Annotated in this window: 17 protein-coding genes and 1 riboswitch; of the genes, 10 read left to right on the top strand and 7 right to left on the bottom strand. The window is 70.2% G+C overall.

Annotated elements, in window-relative coordinates; translation table 11 throughout:
- Positions 1-71 precede the first annotated feature (71 nt).
- From P3T34_RS11400 to P3T34_RS11385, 4 genes are all read left to right on the top strand, one after another.
- Entirely contained in the window at positions 72-920 is an 849-nt protein-coding gene (locus P3T34_RS11400) for a cytochrome c oxidase subunit II (RefSeq protein WP_280665913.1), read from the top strand.
- Positions 920-2,707, top strand: coding sequence for a cytochrome c oxidase subunit I (gene ctaD, locus P3T34_RS11395; protein WP_280665912.1), 1,788 nt, complete (start codon positions 920-922; stop codon positions 2,705-2,707). The genes P3T34_RS11400 and ctaD overlap by 1 nt, the downstream gene beginning before the upstream one ends.
- Entirely contained in the window at positions 2,707-3,123 is a 417-nt protein-coding gene (locus P3T34_RS11390; RefSeq protein WP_280665911.1) for a cytochrome c oxidase subunit 4, read from the top strand. Before ctaD ends, P3T34_RS11390 begins: the two co-directional genes overlap by 1 nt.
- A 174-nt stretch (positions 3,124-3,297) precedes the next feature.
- The gene (locus tag P3T34_RS11385) at positions 3,298-4,590 is read left to right on the top strand and encodes an Ig-like domain-containing protein (protein ID WP_280665910.1); all 1,293 of its coding nucleotides are present in this window, start codon (positions 3,298-3,300) and stop codon (positions 4,588-4,590) included.
- Here the strand turns inward: P3T34_RS11385 and P3T34_RS11380 are convergent, their stop codons facing one another.
- The 5 genes from P3T34_RS11380 to P3T34_RS11360 all read right to left on the bottom strand — a co-directional run bounded on the left by P3T34_RS11380 (position 4,591) and on the right by P3T34_RS11360 (position 9,406).
- Positions 4,591-4,962, bottom strand: coding sequence for a GntR family transcriptional regulator (locus tag P3T34_RS11380; RefSeq protein ID WP_280665909.1), 372 nt, complete (start codon positions 4,960-4,962; stop codon positions 4,591-4,593).
- Between the two features lie 130 nt (positions 4,963-5,092).
- The gene (locus tag P3T34_RS11375; RefSeq protein ID WP_280665908.1) at positions 5,093-6,745 is read right to left on the bottom strand and encodes a ubiquinol-cytochrome c reductase cytochrome b subunit; all 1,653 of its coding nucleotides are present in this window, start codon (positions 6,743-6,745) and stop codon (positions 5,093-5,095) included.
- Positions 6,742-7,839, bottom strand: a complete 1,098-nt coding sequence (locus tag P3T34_RS11370) for a Rieske 2Fe-2S domain-containing protein (RefSeq protein WP_280665907.1) — start codon at positions 7,837-7,839, stop codon at positions 6,742-6,744. The genes P3T34_RS11375 and P3T34_RS11370 overlap by 4 nt, the downstream gene beginning before the upstream one ends.
- The gene (locus P3T34_RS11365; protein ID WP_280665906.1) at positions 7,836-8,645 is read right to left on the bottom strand and encodes a c-type cytochrome; all 810 of its coding nucleotides are present in this window, start codon (positions 8,643-8,645) and stop codon (positions 7,836-7,838) included. Before P3T34_RS11365 ends, P3T34_RS11370 begins: the two co-directional genes overlap by 4 nt.
- Before the next feature lie 140 nt (positions 8,646-8,785).
- Positions 8,786-9,406, bottom strand: a complete 621-nt coding sequence (locus P3T34_RS11360) for a heme-copper oxidase subunit III (RefSeq protein ID WP_280665905.1) — start codon at positions 9,404-9,406, stop codon at positions 8,786-8,788.
- A gap of 472 nt (positions 9,407-9,878) precedes the next feature.
- Between P3T34_RS11360 and P3T34_RS11355 the strand changes: the two genes are divergently transcribed.
- From P3T34_RS11355 to P3T34_RS11345, 3 genes are all read left to right on the top strand, one after another.
- Positions 9,879-10,301, top strand: coding sequence for a hypothetical protein (locus P3T34_RS11355; protein ID WP_280665904.1), 423 nt, complete (start codon positions 9,879-9,881; stop codon positions 10,299-10,301).
- A 135-nt stretch (positions 10,302-10,436) separates the two neighbouring features.
- On the top strand, positions 10,437-11,513 hold the full coding sequence (gene trpD, locus P3T34_RS11350) for an anthranilate phosphoribosyltransferase (protein WP_280665903.1): 1,077 nt from the start codon (positions 10,437-10,439) through the stop codon (positions 11,511-11,513).
- A 76-nt stretch (positions 11,514-11,589) separates the two neighbouring features.
- Positions 11,590-11,709, top strand: a riboswitch (SAM riboswitch).
- 49 nt (positions 11,710-11,758) lie between these two features.
- Positions 11,759-13,117: an aminotransferase class V-fold PLP-dependent enzyme gene (locus P3T34_RS11345; RefSeq protein WP_280665902.1), complete on the top strand. Its 1,359-nt coding sequence runs from the start codon at positions 11,759-11,761 to the stop codon at positions 13,115-13,117.
- A 6-nt stretch (positions 13,118-13,123) separates the two neighbouring features.
- Here P3T34_RS11345 and P3T34_RS11340 read toward each other — a convergent pair whose 3' ends face one another.
- Together P3T34_RS11340 and P3T34_RS11335 are read right to left on the bottom strand one after the other, a co-directional pair.
- Positions 13,124-13,405: an Lrp/AsnC ligand binding domain-containing protein gene (locus P3T34_RS11340; protein WP_280665901.1), complete on the bottom strand. Its 282-nt coding sequence runs from the start codon at positions 13,403-13,405 to the stop codon at positions 13,124-13,126.
- On the bottom strand, positions 13,402-14,211 hold the full coding sequence (locus P3T34_RS11335) for a rhomboid family intramembrane serine protease (protein ID WP_280665900.1): 810 nt from the start codon (positions 14,209-14,211) through the stop codon (positions 13,402-13,404). Before P3T34_RS11335 ends, P3T34_RS11340 begins: the two co-directional genes overlap by 4 nt.
- Positions 14,212-14,406: 195 nt before the next feature.
- Between P3T34_RS11335 and P3T34_RS11330 the strand changes: the two genes are divergently transcribed.
- The 3 genes from P3T34_RS11330 to P3T34_RS11320 all read left to right on the top strand — a co-directional run bounded on the left by P3T34_RS11330 (position 14,407) and on the right by P3T34_RS11320 (position 17,481).
- Positions 14,407-14,646 carry a hypothetical protein gene (locus P3T34_RS11330; protein ID WP_280665899.1) on the top strand — a complete coding sequence of 80 codons (240 nt, stop codon included), beginning with the start codon at positions 14,407-14,409 and terminating at the stop codon, positions 14,644-14,646.
- Between the two features lie 153 nt (positions 14,647-14,799).
- The gene (locus tag P3T34_RS11325) at positions 14,800-16,251 is read left to right on the top strand and encodes an NYN domain-containing protein (RefSeq protein ID WP_280665898.1); all 1,452 of its coding nucleotides are present in this window, start codon (positions 14,800-14,802) and stop codon (positions 16,249-16,251) included.
- A gap of 195 nt (positions 16,252-16,446) precedes the next feature.
- On the top strand, positions 16,447-17,481 hold the full coding sequence (locus P3T34_RS11320) for an NlpC/P60 family protein (RefSeq protein ID WP_280665897.1): 1,035 nt from the start codon (positions 16,447-16,449) through the stop codon (positions 17,479-17,481).
- Positions 17,482-17,542: the final 61 nt, after the last annotated feature.

Raw genomic sequence — 17,542 nt, 5'->3', positions numbered from 1 at the left:
GCGGGTCGCCGGGGAGGCGAAACACTCCTCGGGGCGACGCGATCGCGGGCGAGACTTCGGGAAGGCGCTACGTGAGTCCCAACGGCTCCGACCGCTCGCCGCGGCGCACGATGCGGCGGAAGCTGCCTCAGGCGCTGGCACTGGGCCTCGTCATCGCGACCGCTACCGGCTGCTCGGCCAACGACCTGCCCAGGCTTGGCCTCCCCAGTCCCGTCACCACTACTGGACACCTTGTCCTTCAGATGTGGCAGGGGTCCTGGATCGCGGCGCTGGTGGTCGGCGTACTGATGTGGGGTCTGATCATCTGGAGCGTGATCTTCCACCGGCGCAGCCGCACCGGTATCGAGATCCCTCCGCAGACCCGGTACAACGTGCCCATCGAGGCGCTCTACACCGCGGTCCCCATCGTCATCGTCTCGGTGCTGTTCTACTTCGTCGCCCGCGACGAGTCGACCCTGACGAGTGTCTCGGCCAAGCCGCAGCACTACGTCAACGTGGTCGGCTTCCAGTGGAGCTGGGCGTTCAACTACGAGAACACCGAGACCCCGGACCCGACCAGCACGACCGCGGCGTACGACATCGGCACCCCGCAGAACATTCCGACCCTGTGGCTGCCGGTCAACGAGTCGGTCCAGTTCCGGCTGACCTCGCGTGACGTGATCCACGACTTCTGGCCGATCGACTTCATGATGAAGATGGACGTCGTGCCGGGCGTGGTGAACCGGTTCCAGGTCACCCCGACCGTCCTGGGTACCTACAAGGGCAAGTGTGCGGAACTCTGCGGTGTGAACCACGACCAGATGCTCTTCCAGGTCAAGGTCGTCACCCACGACGAGTACGAGAACCACCTGCAGCAGCTCCGGGCCAGTGGCCAGGCAGGCGCGGTGCCTTCGGGCATCACGACCATGGGAAGTGAATAGTGACCATCCTCAACGAGCCCGCCGCTGCCGGCGGGGCATCCGGGGGCACCGTCACGGTCGGCGGGGGCGCACAGCGCACTCGTAAGCCGGGTTCCACCATCATCAAGTGGCTGACCACCACCGACCACAAGACGATCGGCACGATGTACCTCGGTACGTCGTTCGCGTTCTTCTTGATCGGTGGCATCCTCGCCCTGGTCATGCGGGCCCAGCTGGCTCAGCCCGACGGCAAGGTCCTGACGAACGAGCAGTTCAACCAGGCGTTCACGATGCACGGCACGATCATGCTGCTGATGTTCGCGACGCCGCTCTTCGCCGGCTTCGCGAACTGGATCATGCCGCTCCAGATCGGCGCTCCCGACGTCGCCTTCCCGCGTCTGAACATGTTCGCCTACTGGCTCTACCTGTTCGGCTCGACCATCGCGGTGGGTGGCTTCCTCACCCCGCAGGGTGCGGCCGACTTCGGCTGGTTCGCCTACTCGCCGCTCTCCGACGCGGTCCGCTCGCCGGGCGTCGGCGCCGACATGTGGATCATGGGTCTGGCCTTCTCCGGCTTCGGCACGATCCTCGGTGCGGTCAACTTCATCACCACCATCATCTGCATGCGCGCGCCCGGCATGACGATGTTCCGGATGTCGATCTTCGTCTGGAACGTCCTGCTGACCGCCGTGCTGGTCCTGCTGGCCTTCCCGGTTCTCGCCGCCGCGCTCTTCGCGCTGGAGGCGGATCGGAAATTCGGGGCACATATCTTCGACCCGGCCAATGGCGGGGCGCTGCTCTGGCAGCACCTCTTCTGGTTCTTCGGGCACCCCGAGGTGTACATCATCGCGCTGCCGTTCTTCGGCATCATCTCGGAGATCATCCCGGTCTTCAGCCGCAAGCCGATGTTCGGTTACTCCGGCCTGATCGCCGCCACCATCGCGATCGCCGGCCTCTCCGTGACGGTGTGGGCGCACCACATGTACGTCACCGGACAGGTGCTGCTGCCGTTCTTCTCCTTCATGACCTTCCTGATCGCGGTGCCCACCGGTGTGAAGTTCTTCAACTGGGTCGGCACCATGTGGAAGGGCTCGCTGAGCTTCGAGACCCCGATGCTCTGGACGGTCGGCTTCCTGGTGACCTTCCTCTTCGGTGGTCTGACGGGTGTTCTGCTGGCCTCCCCGCCGATCGACTTCCACGTCTCGGACTCGTACTTCGTGGTCGCCCACTTCCACTACGTGGTCTTCGGCACCGTCGTCTTCGCGATGTTCGCCGGCTTCCACTTCTGGTGGCCGAAGATGACCGGCAAGATGCTCGACGAGCGCCTTGGCAAGATCACCTTCTGGACGCTCTTCATCGGCTTCCACACCACCTTCCTGGTGCAGCACTGGCTCGGCGCGGAGGGCATGCCCCGCCGCTACGCGACGTACCTGGCCTCGGACGGCTTCACCACGCTGAACACCGTCTCGTCCATCGGCTCCTTCCTGCTCGGCCTGTCGATCCTGCCGTTCCTCTACAACGTCTGGAAGACCGCCAAGTACGGGGAGAAGGTGGAGGTCGACGACCCGTGGGGCTACGGCCGTTCGCTGGAGTGGGCGACCTCCTGCCCGCCGCCGCGGCACAACTTCCTCACCCTGCCCCGGATCCGCTCGGAATCCCCGGCGTTCGACCTGCACCACCCGGACATCGCCGCGCTGGACTACCTGGAGTTCCACGGCCACCCGGCCAAGCACTTCGAGGGCGTCACGCCGGCCGTCTACGACACCCCTGAGCTGACCACCAAGGGCAAGAAGGAGGGCGACGCCTGATGAAGGAGCAGGGCAAGATCTTCGCAGGCTTCGCCGTCTTCATCCTGGCCTGTGCCATCACCTATGGCATCTGGACCACGCACAGCTCGCACGGCACGGAGGCCGCCGGTACCACCGCGCTCTTCCTGGCCTTCGGCCTGTGTGCCTTCATCGCGTTCTACCTGGGCTTCACCGCCCGCCGGGTGGACCTCGGTGCCGGCGACAACCCCGAGGCCGAGGTCTCGGACGACGCCGGTGAGCAGGGCTTCTTCGCCCCGCACAGCTGGCAGCCGCTGTCGCTGGCCTGCGGTGGCGCGCTGGCCTTCCTCGGCGTCGTCTTCGGCTGGTGGCTGATGTTCTGGTCGCTCCCGGTCATCATGATCGGCCTCTTCGGCTGGACCTTCGAGTTCTACCGCGGCGAGGACCGGAACCAGTAGGCACGGTTCCCCGCACGCACCAGGCAGGACCCCTCTTCGGAGGGGTCCTGCCTGTTCTGTTAGCGCGTCCGGGTGGGCCGTTCACTCGCGCGGGCGCTGCGGCGTGCGCCCCGCCTCCGGGGGTGTCCTGATGTTCCTACGATCTGAGACAGGTCCGAACCTCAGGAGGCTCACGTGGCCGTCAGACGCGCAATAGGGCGAGAGAACGGAGCGGACCGCCGTCGTGCGGTGCCGGCCTGGCTTGCCCTCGCGCCACTCCTGCTGACCCCGCTGGCGGGTTGCTCGGAGGGTGGCGGCGGGCAGTCGGGCAGCAAGCCGCCGCGGGCCGTGGACGCCGCGACGCTGGTGAGCACCTCGCCCGTCGCCGACGCCGACCCCGGCAAGCCCTTCACGGTGACCGCCAAGGCGGGCGACGCGATCACCGATGTCACCCTGAGCGGTCCGGGCGGCGCAGTGGTGGCGGGCACCCTCGACCCCGGCGGGCACGGCTGGCACAGCGTCGGCCCGCTGCTGCCCGGCACCCGCTACACCGTGCGGATCGCCGCCGCCGACGGCAGGGGCGGCCGCGGCGAGCGCACCTCCGACGTCACCACCAAGGCCGCCGACAAGCTGCTCACCGCGACCCTGGGCCCCGACGCCGGGCCGGCGGTCTACGGCGTGGGCGAGCCGCTCACCGTCCAGCTCTCCGAGCCGGTCACCGACCCGGCCGCCCGCCAGCAGGTCGAGCGCGGACTGAGCGTCTACTCGCAGCCCGTCCTGCGCGGCGCCTGGCACTGGGTGGACAGCAAGAATCTGCACTTCCGCCCGCAGGAGTACTGGCCGGCCAACGCCTCGGTCCGGTTGACCTTCGACGTCCAGGGCCAGCCCTTCGGCGGCGGGATGTACGGCGGCGCGGCGAGCCGGGTCTCCTTCCGCACCGGCGACCGGGTCGAGGCGCTGGTCGACGCCTCCACCGACGAGCTGACCTTCAAGCGCAACGGCGAGGTGGTCAACACCATCCCGGTGACCACCGGCAAGCCCGGCTTCGACACCCGCAACGGCATAAAGGTGGTGCTGGGTCAGGAGCGGGTCGTGCAGATGAGCAGCGAGACGATCGGCATCGCCAAGGGCAGCGAGGAGTCGTACGACCTCAAGGTGGAGTGGGCCACCCGGGTGACGTGGAGCGGCGAGTACGTGCACGCGGCGCCCTGGTCGGTGGGCTCGCAGGGCGTGGAGAACGTCAGCCACGGCTGCACCGGGATGAGCACCGACAACGCCGAGTGGTTCTACGACCAGACCCGGGTGGGCGACATCGTCCAGGTGGTCAACAGCAAGGGCCACACCATGGAGCCGTTCGGCAACGGCTTCGGGGACTGGAACCTCGGCTGGGACGAGTGGGTCAAGGGCAGCGCCCTGGGCAAGGAGGTCAGCACCAGCAGTCCCACCCCGGTGGCCGACGCCGCCACCACCGTGCACCCGCAGATCTGATCAGTCCTGCCGGTAGACGAGGCCCAGCGCGCCGTTCACGGCCGCCAGGGCCTCGTCCCGTGTGGTGCCGAGACGCTCGGCCCGCTCGGCGAACTCGGCGGCGGCCGCGGCCAGCAGGCGGTGCGCGGTGTCACCGGTGGCGGCGATCAGGGTGCCGCGCCGGCCGTGGGTCTCCACCACGCCGTCCGCCTCCAGTTCGCGGTAGGCGCGGGCGACCGTGTTGGCGGCCAGCCCCAGCTGCTCGGCCAGCGCCCGGACGGTGGGCAGCTTCAGACCCGTCGGCAGGACCCCGGTACGGGCCTGCTCGGCGATCTGCGAGCGCAGCTGCTCGTACGGGGGAGTGGCGGCGGAGTGGTCCAAGCTCAGCTGCACGGGGGAGCCTCCTGGGCGGTGGGCGGGCGGGGGACCATTCTCGCGCGCCGCGGCCGCGGTGAACGCCAAGGGCCCCCGTCCGGTGGTGCCGGACGGGGGCCCTCAGGTGGCTGGCAGTCAGCTCAGGGGATCAGTGGTGGCCGTGGCCGCTGGTGATCTCCTGGTGCTCCTCGACGGTCGGCTTCGGGATCTGGCCACCCTCGCCGAAGTAGCCCGCGGAGAGCTTGGCGCGGGTCTTGGTGAGCAGGCCGACCTTGCGGGCGACACCGTTCTCGTCGACCTCGGCAGGCAGTTCCAGCGGCTCCGGCTGCTCGTGCGAGGTGAGCGTGTGGAGCCGGCCCTGCGGGAGCTGGGCGTGGATCTCGATGAACTCACCGTGCGGCAGCCGCTTGATGACACCGGTCTCGCGGCCGTGCAGCACCTTGTCCCTGTCACGGCGCTGGAGGCCGAGGCACCAGCGCTTGGTCACGTAGAACACGATGATCGGGATGACGAAGGAACCCGCCCGGACGAAGTACGTGATGTCGTTCAGCGACAGGTGGAAGTGGGTCGCGACCAGGTCGTTGCCACCACCGAGCAGCAGCACCAGGTAGAGCGCGATCCACGCGGCGCCCAGACCGGTACGGACCGGGGCGTTGCGCGGGCGGTCCAGGATGTGGTGCTCGCGCTTGTCGCCGGTGATCCAGCCCTCGATGAACGGGTAGAGCGCGATCAGCGCCAGCACCAGCGGGAAGAGCATCAGCGGGATGAACACACCCAGGTTCAGGGTGTGGCCCCAGGCGCGGATCTCCCAGCCCGGCATGACACGGATCAGACCCTCGGCGAAGCCCATGTACCAGTCGGGCTGCGCGTCGGTGGAGACCTGGTCGGGACGGTACGGACCGTACGCCCAGACCGGGTTGACCGAGGCGATCGCGGACATCGCCGCGATGATGCCGAACACCAGGAAGAAGAAGCCGCCGGCCTTGGCCATGTAGACCGGCATGAGCGGCATGCCCACGACGTTCTGCTCGGTCTTGCCCGGGCCCGCCCACTGGGTGTGCTTGTGGTAGAAGACCAGGATCAGGTGCGCGACCAGCAGGCCCAGCATGATGCCCGGGATGAGCAGCACGTGGATCGTGAAGAAGCGCGGGATGACGTCGGTGCCGGGGAACGGCCCGCCGAACAGGAACATCTGGATGTACGTGCCCACCAGCGGCACGGCCAGGACCGCGCCCTCCATGAACCGGATACCGGTGCCGGAGAGCAGGTCGTCGGGGAGCGAGTAGCCCATGAACCCGTCGAAGAAGCCCAGGCAGAGCAGCAGGAAGCCGAAGACCCAGTTGATCTCGCGGGGCTTGCGGAACGCGCCGGTGAAGAAGACGCGCATCATGTGCACGAACATCGCGGCGACGAAGACGATCGCGGCCCAGTGGTGGATCTGACGGATCAGCAGACCACCGCGGACCTCGAAGCTGATGTTCAGCGTCGACTCGTAGGCCTCGGACATCCGGATGCCGTTCAGCGGCGCGTACGAGCCGTTGTAGACGACCTCGCCCATGCTGGGCTTGAAGAACAGGGTGAGGTAGACACCCGTGAGGATGATGATGACGAAGGTGTAGAGGCAGATCTCACCGAGCATGAAGGACCAGTGGTCCGGGAAGATCTTGCGCAGGTTGGCCTTGGCGAGGGAGTAGATCCCCAGCCGGCCGTCCACCCAGTCCGCTGCCGCCTCGCCCTTGTTGGCGGGCTTGGCACGCGTGCTGGCCGGAGCCGTCTGCTTGGTGCTGGTCGAGGAACTCATGCGCTGCGCTCCCAGAAGCTCGGGCCCACGGGCACGGTGAAGTCCTGCGTGGCCACCAGGTAGCCGTCAGAGTCAGTGCTGATCTTCAGCTGCGGCAGCGGGTGTCCGGCCGGGCCGAAGATGACCCGGGCGCCGTCCGACAGGTCGAAGGTCGACTGGTGGCACGGGCAGAGCGCGTGGTGGGTCTGCTGCTCGTACAGGCTGATCGGGCAGCCGACGTGGGTGCAGATCTTGGAGTAGCAGAGCACCCCCTCGAAGCCCAGCGCCGCCGACTTCTCGTCCTTGAGGTCCTCCGGCTGGATGCGGATCAGCATCAGCGCGTCCTTGGCGATGGCTTCCTGGAAGTCCTCGTCGGAGTCCTGGAGGCCGTTCGGACGCAGGGCCGAGGGGCCGGGCTTGGCGAAGGTCAGCGAGCCGACCACGATGTCCTCGGCCTTCATCGGCTCGTCGGTGTTCATGTTGACGAGCCGGATCGGCGCGGAGGGGGTGGCCTCGGACCAGTCGGTGGAGTCGAGCTTCTTCTCCGGCAGCGGGCCGAGGTCGCGCAGCAGCACGACGCCGGACAGCGGGACCATCGCCATGGAGCCGATCAGGGTGTTGCGGATCATCTTGCGACGACCGAACCCGGACTCGGCGGCGCCGGTCTTGAACTGCTGGATGACGTCCGCGCGGACCTCGTCGTCAGCCTCGATCGGGTGGCGCTCGGCGGGCATCTCGACATCGGACATCAGGGTGCGGGCCCAGTGGACCGCGCCCGCGCCGATGCAGAAGAGTGCGACCGCCAGCGTCATGCCCAGCGCGAAGTTGAGCGCGCTGACATGGCCGAGCGGGAAGATGTAGACCAGCTTGTCCGGGTTGATGCTGGCGTACGAGGCGATGAAGCCCACGGTCGCCAGCATCGACAGGATGAACATCCCCGACACCTGGCGCTCGGCCCGCTTGGCGGCCCGCTCGTCGATGTCGGTGCGCCGCGGCTCGTGGGCCGGCAGGCCCGGGTCCGCGAACGGGTCGTCGGCTACGGCGAGATGGCCGTGCCCTTCGGAGGCGTCGTGCGCCTCCGGCAGCTTGTCATCTGAGATGTTGTCGTGGCTCATGACTTCTTGGCCTTGGTGGTGTGGGCAGCGACCCAGATCGCGACCGCGATGAGAACGCCGAGACCGAAGATCCAGCCGAACAGGCCCTCGGTCACCGGACCGAGGCTGCCCAGGGTCAGACCACCGGGGTTGGGGGCTTCGTCGGCCTGGTAGCGGACGAACGCCACGATCTCCTGCTTCTGCTTCTCCGGCATGGTGCTCTCCGGGAACTGCGGCATGCTCTGCGGGCCGGTCTGCATGGCCTCGAAGATGTGCTTGGCGCTCACGCCGTCCAGCGAGGGTGCGTACTTGCCCTGGGTCAGGGCGCCGCCGGCACCCGCGAAGTTGTGGCACTGCGCGCAGTTGGTCCGGAACAGGTCGCCACCCTTGGCGATGGCGTCCGTCTCGGTCGACGTGTACTGCTCGGACGTCGGCGTCACCGGGCCCGGGCCGAGCGAGGCGACGAAGGCGGCCATCTGGTCGATGTCCGACTGCGAGTAGATGTTCTTCTTCTTCGGGATCTGAGCGCCCGGCTGCTGGGCCGGCATCCGGCCGGTGCCGACCTGGAAGTCGACCGCGGCGGAACCGACACCCACCAGGCTCGGACCGCTAGGGGTGCCCTCGCCGTTGAGGCCGTGGCAGGACGAGCAGCCCACGGCGAAGAGTCGCTTGCCCTGCTCGATCGCGAGCGACTGCGCGGAGCTGTCGGCCTGTGCCTTCTCGGCGGGCGCGAACGCGGCGTACAGCCCCCCGGTGATCGCCAGGGCGAAGAGTAGGACGACCAGCGCCGCCAGTGGGTGGCGCCGTCGTGCGGAGAGCTTTTTCACGGAATAACCCCGGTGTCAGGATCTGGTCGGCTGGTGGTGGGCCCGGCGCGCAGTCGGCGTCGGCAGGGCATCGGCACGGGCAGAAGGACCCGGAGCCGGTGAGGGCAGCGGGTCCGGCCGGCGGCCAGCGACCTGATCGGCTACTTGATCAGGTAGATGGTCGCGAACAGGCCGATCCAGACCACGTCGACGAAGTGCCAGTAGTACGACACGACGATCGCGGCGGTGGCCTGCTCGTGCGTGAACCGCTTGGCTGCGTAGGTCCGTCCCAGGACCAGCAGGAAGGCGATCAGACCGCCCGTCACATGCATCCCGTGGAAGCCGGTGGTCAGGTAGAACACCGAGCCGTACGGGTCCGAGGACAGCGAGAGGCCGTCCTTCTTCACCAGCGAGGTGTACTCGTAGATCTGACCGCCGATGAAGATCGCACCCATCACGAAGGTGAGCGAGAACCACGAGCGGAGCTTCTTCACGTCACCGCGCTCGGCGGCGAAGACGCCGAGCTGGCAGGTGAGCGAGGAGAGCACCAGGATCGTGGTGTTCACGGAGGAGAAGGGGACGTTGAGGGCATGTGCCTTCTCGGCCCAGAAGTCTGGTCCCTTCACGGAGCGAGCCGTGAAGTACATCGCGAAGAGGGCCGCGAAGAACATCAGCTCGGAACTCAGCCAGACGATGGTTCCGACGCTGGTCATGTTCGGTCGATTGACCGATCCATGTGCGTGCCCGGTTTCTGTTGCTGTTGCTGTCGCCACGACCGACATTATGTCGGTCCCTTATTCCGTCTTCACGTCGGGGGGTCTCCCTCGGAGTGTCCGGTGCGTGCGGTATGCCCGGATGGCCGTGTCCGGGTCCTCCGGGGCGCGGGTCGTCGCCCGAGGCGGATGAGATTCGTCGTCCGATGCGACTTTCCTGACGGTTCGTCCGGCTGGATCACCCCTTCGCCCCGCGTGTTCCTGACGGCGGAAGAGGCCGGGAGGCGCTAGCGCGTGGGCCGTCCGGGTGATCTACGGGGGTGGGGGTGACGGCCGTACGCCCGATCGGGTGACGGCCCGCCACGTCCGGGTCCGGAGGAGATCGCGCGGGACGCTCACCGGGACGGGTGATGCGGAGTAGCATCCGGGAGTGGTGGACGTGGCGCGGATCACACCCGTGGCGCGTTGTACCGGCGGTAGCAGGCGACGTATCGAGGCACCTTTCGAGGCACCTTTTTCTGAGCACCTGGGAGCAGGGCCGATGACGCACACGAGCGACGAGACGCTGACCGTTCTCGTCTACAGCGACGACCGCAACACGCGCGAGCAGGTCACCACGGCGCTGGGCCGGCGGCCCGCGGCGGATCTGCCGGAGCTGACCTACCTGGAGTGCGCCACCACCCCGGCGGTGCTGCGTGCCCTGGAGAAGGGGGGCGTGGACCTCTGCGTCCTGGACGGCGAGGCCGTGCCGGCCGGCGGTCTCGGCCTGGCGCGCCAGGTCAAGGACGAGATCTACGGCTGCCCGCCGGTGCTGGTGCTGATCGGCCGGCCGCAGGACTCCTGGCTCGCCGCCTGGAGTCGGGCGGACGCGGCGATCTCCCACCCGGTGGACCCGGTGGCGCTGGCCGACGCGGCCGCCGCGCTGCTGCGGGCCCGGCTCGGGGCCCGCAGCCTGTCCAGCTGAGACCGTCCGGCAGTGCGCTGAACGGTTCGTCTCAGCAGACGGACGGGGCCGTCGTCCTCGGGGCGGCGGCCCCGTCCCGCTGGTTAGGCTGACGGCATCCCTTTTCGAGCACTCGGATGCGAGCTGGAGTCGGCCATGGTGAATGTGAACCCTGCGAACGGCGGCCAGGACCCCGTGCAGGTGGTCCGCACCTGGCCGGACGTCCTGGGCGCGCTGCTGAACGGCGAGCACCTGACCCGGGCGGACGCCGCCTGGGCGATGGACCGGATCATGAGCGGCGAGGCCAGCCAGGCGCAGGTGGCCGGGTTCATGGTGGCGCTGCGGGCCAAGGGCGAGACCGTCGACGAGGTGGCCGGACTGGTCGACGCGATGTACGCGCACGCCGAGCCGCTGCACATCCCCGGCCCGGCGGTGGACATCGTCGGCACCGGCGGCGACCGGGCGAAGACCGTCAACATCTCCACCATGTCGGCCATCGTCGCGGCGGCGGCCGGCGCCAAGGTGGTCAAGCACGGCAACCGGGCGGCCTCCTCGGCCAGCGGCTCCTCCGATGTGCTGGAGCGCCTGGGCATCCGGCTCGACCTCGGCGCCCGGCGGGTGGCCGAGATCGCCGAGGAGGTCGGCCTCACCTTCTGCTTCGCCGCCAAGTTCCACCCGGCGATGCGGCACGCCGCCCCGGCCCGCCGCGACCTCGGCGTGCCGACCGCCTTCAACATCCTTGGCCCGCTGACCAATCCGGCCAAGGTGACGGCGCACGCGGTCGGCTGCTTCGACACCCGGCTGGCCGCGCTGATCGCCGGGGTACTGGCCCGGCGCGGCTCCAGCGCGCTGGTCTTCCGCGGTGACGACGGGCTGGACGAACTGACCGTCTGCAGCACCTCGCGGGTGTGGATCGTGCGGGCCGGCGAGGTGACCGAGACCGTCTTCGACCCGCGCGAGGTGGGCATCGAACTGGCCGGCGTGGAGAGCCTGCGCGGCGCGGACGCCGAGTACAACGCCAACGTCGCCCGCCGGGTGCTGGCCGGCCAGCGCGGACCGGTGCGCGACGCCGTGGTGCTGAACTCCGCGGCGGCGCTGGTCGCCCTGGAGCTGACCGATGCGCCGCTCACCGAGCAGCTCGCCGCCGCCATGGCGCGCACCGCGGCCGCGATCGACTCCGGCGCCGCGCAGGCCACCCTGAAGAGCTGGGCCGAGGCGACCGCACGCGCCTGACCTGCGGGTCTCATGGTTGTCCGGATGGCGGGACGGTGTTTGACCATCCCTCGACCGCTGGTTAAAGTCTTCGTCAGGTCATGAGTGACAGCGCGACTAGCCCCAGCTTGCTGTCCGGCAACCCTCCGTCCGTGGCGGGGTGCCCTGGGTGAAGACCAGGCCAGGCGGCGACAGGTCCGCATGGCAAGCGCGGGCCACCGGTCTCTTCACTCCCGGGGTCCAGACCCCTGGAGGAGTGCATCCCCATGTCTCTCGACACCCGTTTCCTCACCCCCCTGGCCGTGCTCGGCTCCGCCGTCGAGGTCCCGCTGGTGAGCGGCGAGAAGGTCACCTACGCCGCACTCGACTACGCCGCCAGCGCCCCCGCGCTGCAGCGGGTCTGGGACGACGTGGCCGCCTACGCGCCCTACTACGGCAGCGTGCACCGTGGCGCCGGCTACCTCTCGCAGCTCTCCACCGACCTGTTCGAGCAGAGCCGGCGCACCGTCGAGGAGTTCCTGGACCTGCGCGAGGGCGACCAGCTGGTCTTCACCCGGGCCACCACCGACTCGCTGAACCTGCTGGCGGGCGCGCTGCCGGCCGGCACCCGGGTCTTCGCCTTCGAGACCGAGCACCACGCCTCGCTGCTGCCCTGGCGCCGCGAGGGCCTGAGCGTCAGCTACCTGCCCGCGCCGCGCTCGCACGCCGAGGCGGTCGCCGCACTGGAGGCCGCGCTCAGCGCGCAGCCCGCCGAGCACCGGCTGTTCTGTGTGACCGGCGCCTCCAATGTCACCGGCGAGCTGTGGCCGATCGCCGAGCTGACCGAGGTGGCGCACCGGCACGGCGCCCGGGTGGTGCTGGACGCGGCCCAGCTCGCGCCGCACCACCGGGTCTCGGTGCGCGAGCTGGACGTGGACTGGATCGCCTTCTCCGGGCACAAGTTGTACGCCCCGTTCGGCGCGGGCGTGCTGGCCGGGCGCTCGGACTGGCTGGACGCGGCGGAGCCGTACCTGGCGGGCGGCGGCGCCAGCCGTACGGTGGCCCGCGAGGCGGACGGTTCGGTGGCCGTCGAGTGGCACCGGGGCCCGGCCCGGCACGAGGCCGGCTCGCCCAATGTGATCGGCGCCTACGCGATCGCCTCCGCCTGCCGCGCGCTGACCGAGGCCGGTTTCGACGCGCTGCAGGCCCGCGAGGAGCAGCTGGTTGCCCGGCTGAAGGCGGGTCTGGCGGAGCTCCCGCAGGTCAAGGTGCTCAGCCTGTTCGGCGAGGACGCCGCGCGGGTCGGCGTGCTCTCCTTCGTGGTCGAGGGCTGGAACAGCTCGCACTTCTCGGCCGCGCTCTCGGCGGAGTACGGCATCGGGGTGCGCGACGGCCTGTTCTGCGCGCACCCGCTGGTGCGCACCCTGCTCGGCGGGGAGCAGGCCGCGCCCTCCGAGTGCGGTGCGCCCGAGCCGTCGCTGCCGGGGGAGCAGAGCCTGAACGCGATCCGGGTCAGCTTCGGCGCCGGCACCCCCGACGAGCACCTGGAGCGCTTCCTTGGCGCCGTCCGGGAGTTGCTGGCGGACGGCGCGCGCTGGACCTACCGCAACGAGGGCGGCCGCTGTGTGGCGGACACCAGGCGCTGACGGTTGTCAGCCGTCAAGGCCGAGCGCGAAGGCGGTCTCCAGGTCGTGCTGGGAGTAGGTGCGGAAGGCGATCTGGGTCTCGGTGTGCTCGACGCCGGGCACCTTGTTGAGCCGTCCGGGGATCACCTCGGCCAGGTCCTCGTGGTGGCGCACCCGCACCATCGCGACCAGGTCGTAGCCGCCCGTCACGGAGTAGACCTCGCTCACCCCGTCGATGGCGGCGATCGCCTCGGCGATCTCGGGGATCCGGTCGACGCTGGTCTTGATGAGCACGATGGCGGTGATCACTGGGGAACTCCTGGTGGGGGAGGGGTCGGGCCAGCGTATCGGGCACCTCGGCAGGCCGCCCACACGGCCAGGAAGCCCGCGGTGAAGCCGATCACATGGGCCAGGTAGGCGACGCCGGGCAGCGCGTCGCGGGCCGACCACCACTGGACGGCGAACCACAGGCCGAGCACCAGCCAGGCGGGCAGGCGCAGCGGCAGGAAGAAGAGGAGCGGGACGAGCGTGGTGACCCGGGCCTTGGGATAGAGCCGGAGGTAGCCGCCGAGCACCCCCGAGATCGCGCCGGAGGCCCCGACCAGCGGCCGCAGCGACTCGGCGCCGCCGCCCCCGGTGAGCGCGTAGCCGTACGCGGCCAGCGCGCCGGCGGCCAGGTAGAAGAAGAGGAAGCGCAGCCGTCCGAGCCGTTCCTCCACGCCGGCGCCGAAGACGAAGAGGAAGAGCATGTTGCCCAGCAGGTGCAGCCAGCCGCCGTGCACGAAGAGCGAGGTCAGCACCGAGAGCGCCGGGCTCTTGCCGGGTGTGGCGACCAGCGGGCAGGCGGGCAGCGGTGGGGTGGTCGCGGCCAGCTGAGCGGGGGTCAGCGGGCGGTCGCTCAGCAGCTCGGCGGGGATCGCGCCCCAGCGCTGCTGGTAGCGCTGGGCGGCGCACGCGCGTCCGGCGGTGGTGTCGCCGTAGCCCGGGTTGACGCCGCTGGGGCCGACCAGGAAGACCGCGCAGTTCAGCGCGATCAGGAGATAGCTGACCAGCGGGGCCGGCGCGGCCCGCTCGTCCTCGGGTCGGGCGACCTCGTCGCGCACCGGGAGCACCATGGGCGGATGCATTCCGCGCCGGGCGGCGGCTGACACCGCGCTGTGCTGCGACCGGGTTACCACATGACAGCAGGGCGTGTCCGCCCGCTGGTGGGAACCGGTATCCGGTGCCTGCTGCACCAGGGCCAGGCCCTAGGCTTGGGGCCTGGGCGGGAGCACCGCCCAGGTCATGGATCCGCCGAGAGGACCCCGCCGATGCCCGTCCCCGCGCCTACCGCCGAGACCCGCTGGCGCTGCACGCTGTGCGGCAACCTGACCCGTTTCGACGTGACGCGCTCGTCCCGGGTGGTCGAGTACCTGCACCTCGATCTCGCGGGCGAGGCGAAGGTGGAGGAGCGTGAGGTGCTGAGCGAGACGCTGGAGTCGGTGCGCTGCCGCTGGTGCAACGCCGTCGACCAGATCGAGCTGGTCCCCCGCCCGGGCGCCGAGGACTAGCCCTTCTGCCGCGGCCGGGTGGGCAGGGCGGGCGTGTGGCGTGGTGTCCGCTGAGGCACGGTTCACGCGACAATTGCCCGAGCGGTTGACTTTTAGGGCGTGGGGCACCCGGCCGGGCGGCCCCCGCAGAACAGGATCGGAGCCGAGGACGCGATGGACGCAGCGAGGGAGTCCGCCGAGCCGCAAGGGAAGCTGTCCGCTGCCCCCGGCCCGGAGACGGACAGCCCCCAGGAGGCGTCCGACGCTGTCGAGCCGGTCGCCGATCAGAGCGCTGAGCAGGCCGCTGAGCAGGCCGCCGAGCAGTTGGACCGGCCGCTGCCCGAGGGCGTGCGCCGCCGGGTGGTCGGGCTGGCCGCGGACGCGCTCGGCGGCCTGCCCGCCGGGGAGTTGCCCACGACGCTCCGTCCGTATGCGAAGTTCACCCCGGCCCGCCGGGCGAAGTACGCCGGGACGGCGCTGGCCGCCGCGCTGGAGGCCGACCCGGTCTTCCGGCTGCGGATAGCGGACCGGCTGCGGCTCGGCCAGCCCGACCTGGTCAAGGCCCTGGAGGCGGGCAGCGTGCCCGGCGCCGCCGAGCCGATGGACGTGGCCGCCGCCGCGTACCTGCTGCGCCCGCGCGGCTGGGTGCAATTGGTGGTGGAGGCCGGCGAGCAGGTGGAGCGGGCCGGCGCGGACGGCGCCGCCGCCGAGTCCGCGCGGATGGTGGAGAAGCTCCAGGAGGAGCTGACCGCCTCCCGCGCCTCGGCCCGGGCCGACCTGGACCGCCAGCGGGCCGAGTCGGAGGGCACCCGCCGGGAGTTGGAGGCGCTGCGCAAGAAGCAGCGCAGCCTGGAGAGCGACACCCGCCGGGCGCAGGCCGAGGTGAAGAAGCTGCAGGCCGAGCTGGCCTCCGCCGCCTCCGCCGCGGCGACCGAGCGCGGCGCGGCGGAGAGCGAGAGCCGCCGTCTCAAGCACCGGGTCGCCGAGTTGGAGAGCGCCCTGGAGTCCGGCCGCCGCTCGGTGCGCGAGGGCCGCAGCGTGGAGGACATGCGGCTGCGGCTGCTGCTGGACACCGTGCTGCAGTCGGCGCAGGGCCTGCAGCGGGAGTTGGCGCTGCCGGTCACCCAGCTGCACCCGGCGGACCTGGTGGACGCGGTGGTGCCGGCCGCGGCCTCGCCGCACGACGTGGCCCGCCGGGCGCTGGCGGAGGACGACCCGGCGCTGCTGGACCAGTTGCTCGCGATCCCGCAGGTCCACCTGGTGGTGGACGGCTACAACGTGACCAAGACGGGCTACCCGACGCTGCCGCTCGAGCAGCAGCGGATGCGCCTGCTCGGCGGCCTGGCGATGCTCGCGCAGCGCACCCAGGCCGAGGTGACCTGCGTCTTCGACGGTCAGGACCTGGACGTCCCGGTGATCATGGCGCCGCCGCGCGGGGTGCGGGTGCGGTTCAGTCGCACCGGGCAGACGGCCGACGAGCTGATCCGCCAGTTGGTGCGGGCCGAGCCGCAGGGCAGGCCGGTGGTGGTGGTCTCCGCGGACAAGGAGGTCGCCGACGGCGTGCGCAAGGCCGGCGCGCGCCCGGTCGCCTCGGTGCTGCTGCTGAACCGGCTCTCCCGCGCCTGACCGCCGCCGGTCGGTCCGGCCGTGCTTGACCCTGGCTCAGCGCGTGGAGGTTCGGTGAGGACCGCCGGGCGGGCGGTAGTTCGTGGCGGCAGGAGAGTGGCGCAAAGATGTGATCTTCACTAGGGTCTGGCGTCAAACCTATTTTTCCGGCCACTCGCCCGATCGGGTGAGACCGCAGGAAGAAGGAGTCCTCCCGTGGCGTCCCACCGCCGTCCCAAGCAGCCGAGCCGTACGCGGACCATCGTGTTCACCGCAGCTGCGGCGACCGCGGTCGCACTGTCCGCGCAGACCGGTGCCTGGGCCGATCCCAAGCCCTCGCTGGATGAGGTCAAGGCGCAGATCGACGGCCTCAACGCCCAGCAGGAGGCGGCGTCGGAGCAGTATGACGGTGCCAAGGAGCGCGGCGACCAGCTGCGCCAGCAGGCCTCCCAGCTGCAGGACCAGGTGGCGCGTCAGCAGGCGGAGGTCACGCAGCTGGAGGGCGGGCTCGCGGGTGTGGCCGCGGACCAGTACCGCAATGGCGGCATTGACCCCTCGGTGCAGCTGATGCTGAACTCCAATCCCTCGCTCTACCTCGACCAGGCCTCCAGCATGGCGCAGGCCACTGACACGCAGACCGAGACGTTGAAGTCCCTGCAGTCCGACCAGCGCAAGCTGGACCAGGAGAAGCAGGAGGCCACCGCCACGCTGGCCGAGCTGGACCGCTCCACCCAGGAGTTGAACCAGGCCAAGGCGGATGTCCAGGCCAAGCTGGCCGCGGCGCAGCAGCTGATGAACTCGCTGAGCGCCAGCGACCGGGCCGCCCTGCAGCAGGCCGACCGCGCCTCGCGCAGCAGCGCCCGGGTCGACCTCAGCACCCTCAACCTGCCGCCGGCCTCCGGTTATGCGGCGGCCGCGGTGGCGACCGCGCTGAGCGAGCTGGGCAAGCCGTACAGCTGGGGGGCGACGGGTCCCAACAGCTTCGACTGCTCCGGCCTGATGGTCTTTTCGTACGCCTCCGCCGGCGTCTCGCTGCCGCGTACCTCGCAGGAGCAGGCCAGCTACGGCATCGAGGTGCCGAGCCTGGCCCAGGCACAGCCCGGGGACCTGGTGATCTACGGCCCCGGCGCGCACCACGTGGGCATGTACATCGGCAACGGCGATATCGTGCACGCCCCGCACACCGGCGACGTGGTCCGGATCGCCTCGGCGACCTCGGTCGGCTCCATCGAGACCATCCGGCGGGTCTGACGCCGAGTCGACACGACTGCGTTGGCACTTACGGGCAGAGTTGCTCGTTGTTTGCGCCAAA

The organism is Kitasatospora sp. MAP12-44, from assembly GCF_029892095.1.
Classification (GTDB): Bacteria; Actinomycetota; Actinomycetes; order Streptomycetales; family Streptomycetaceae; genus Kitasatospora.
This window is presented reverse-complemented; position numbering and strand designations above follow the sequence as displayed.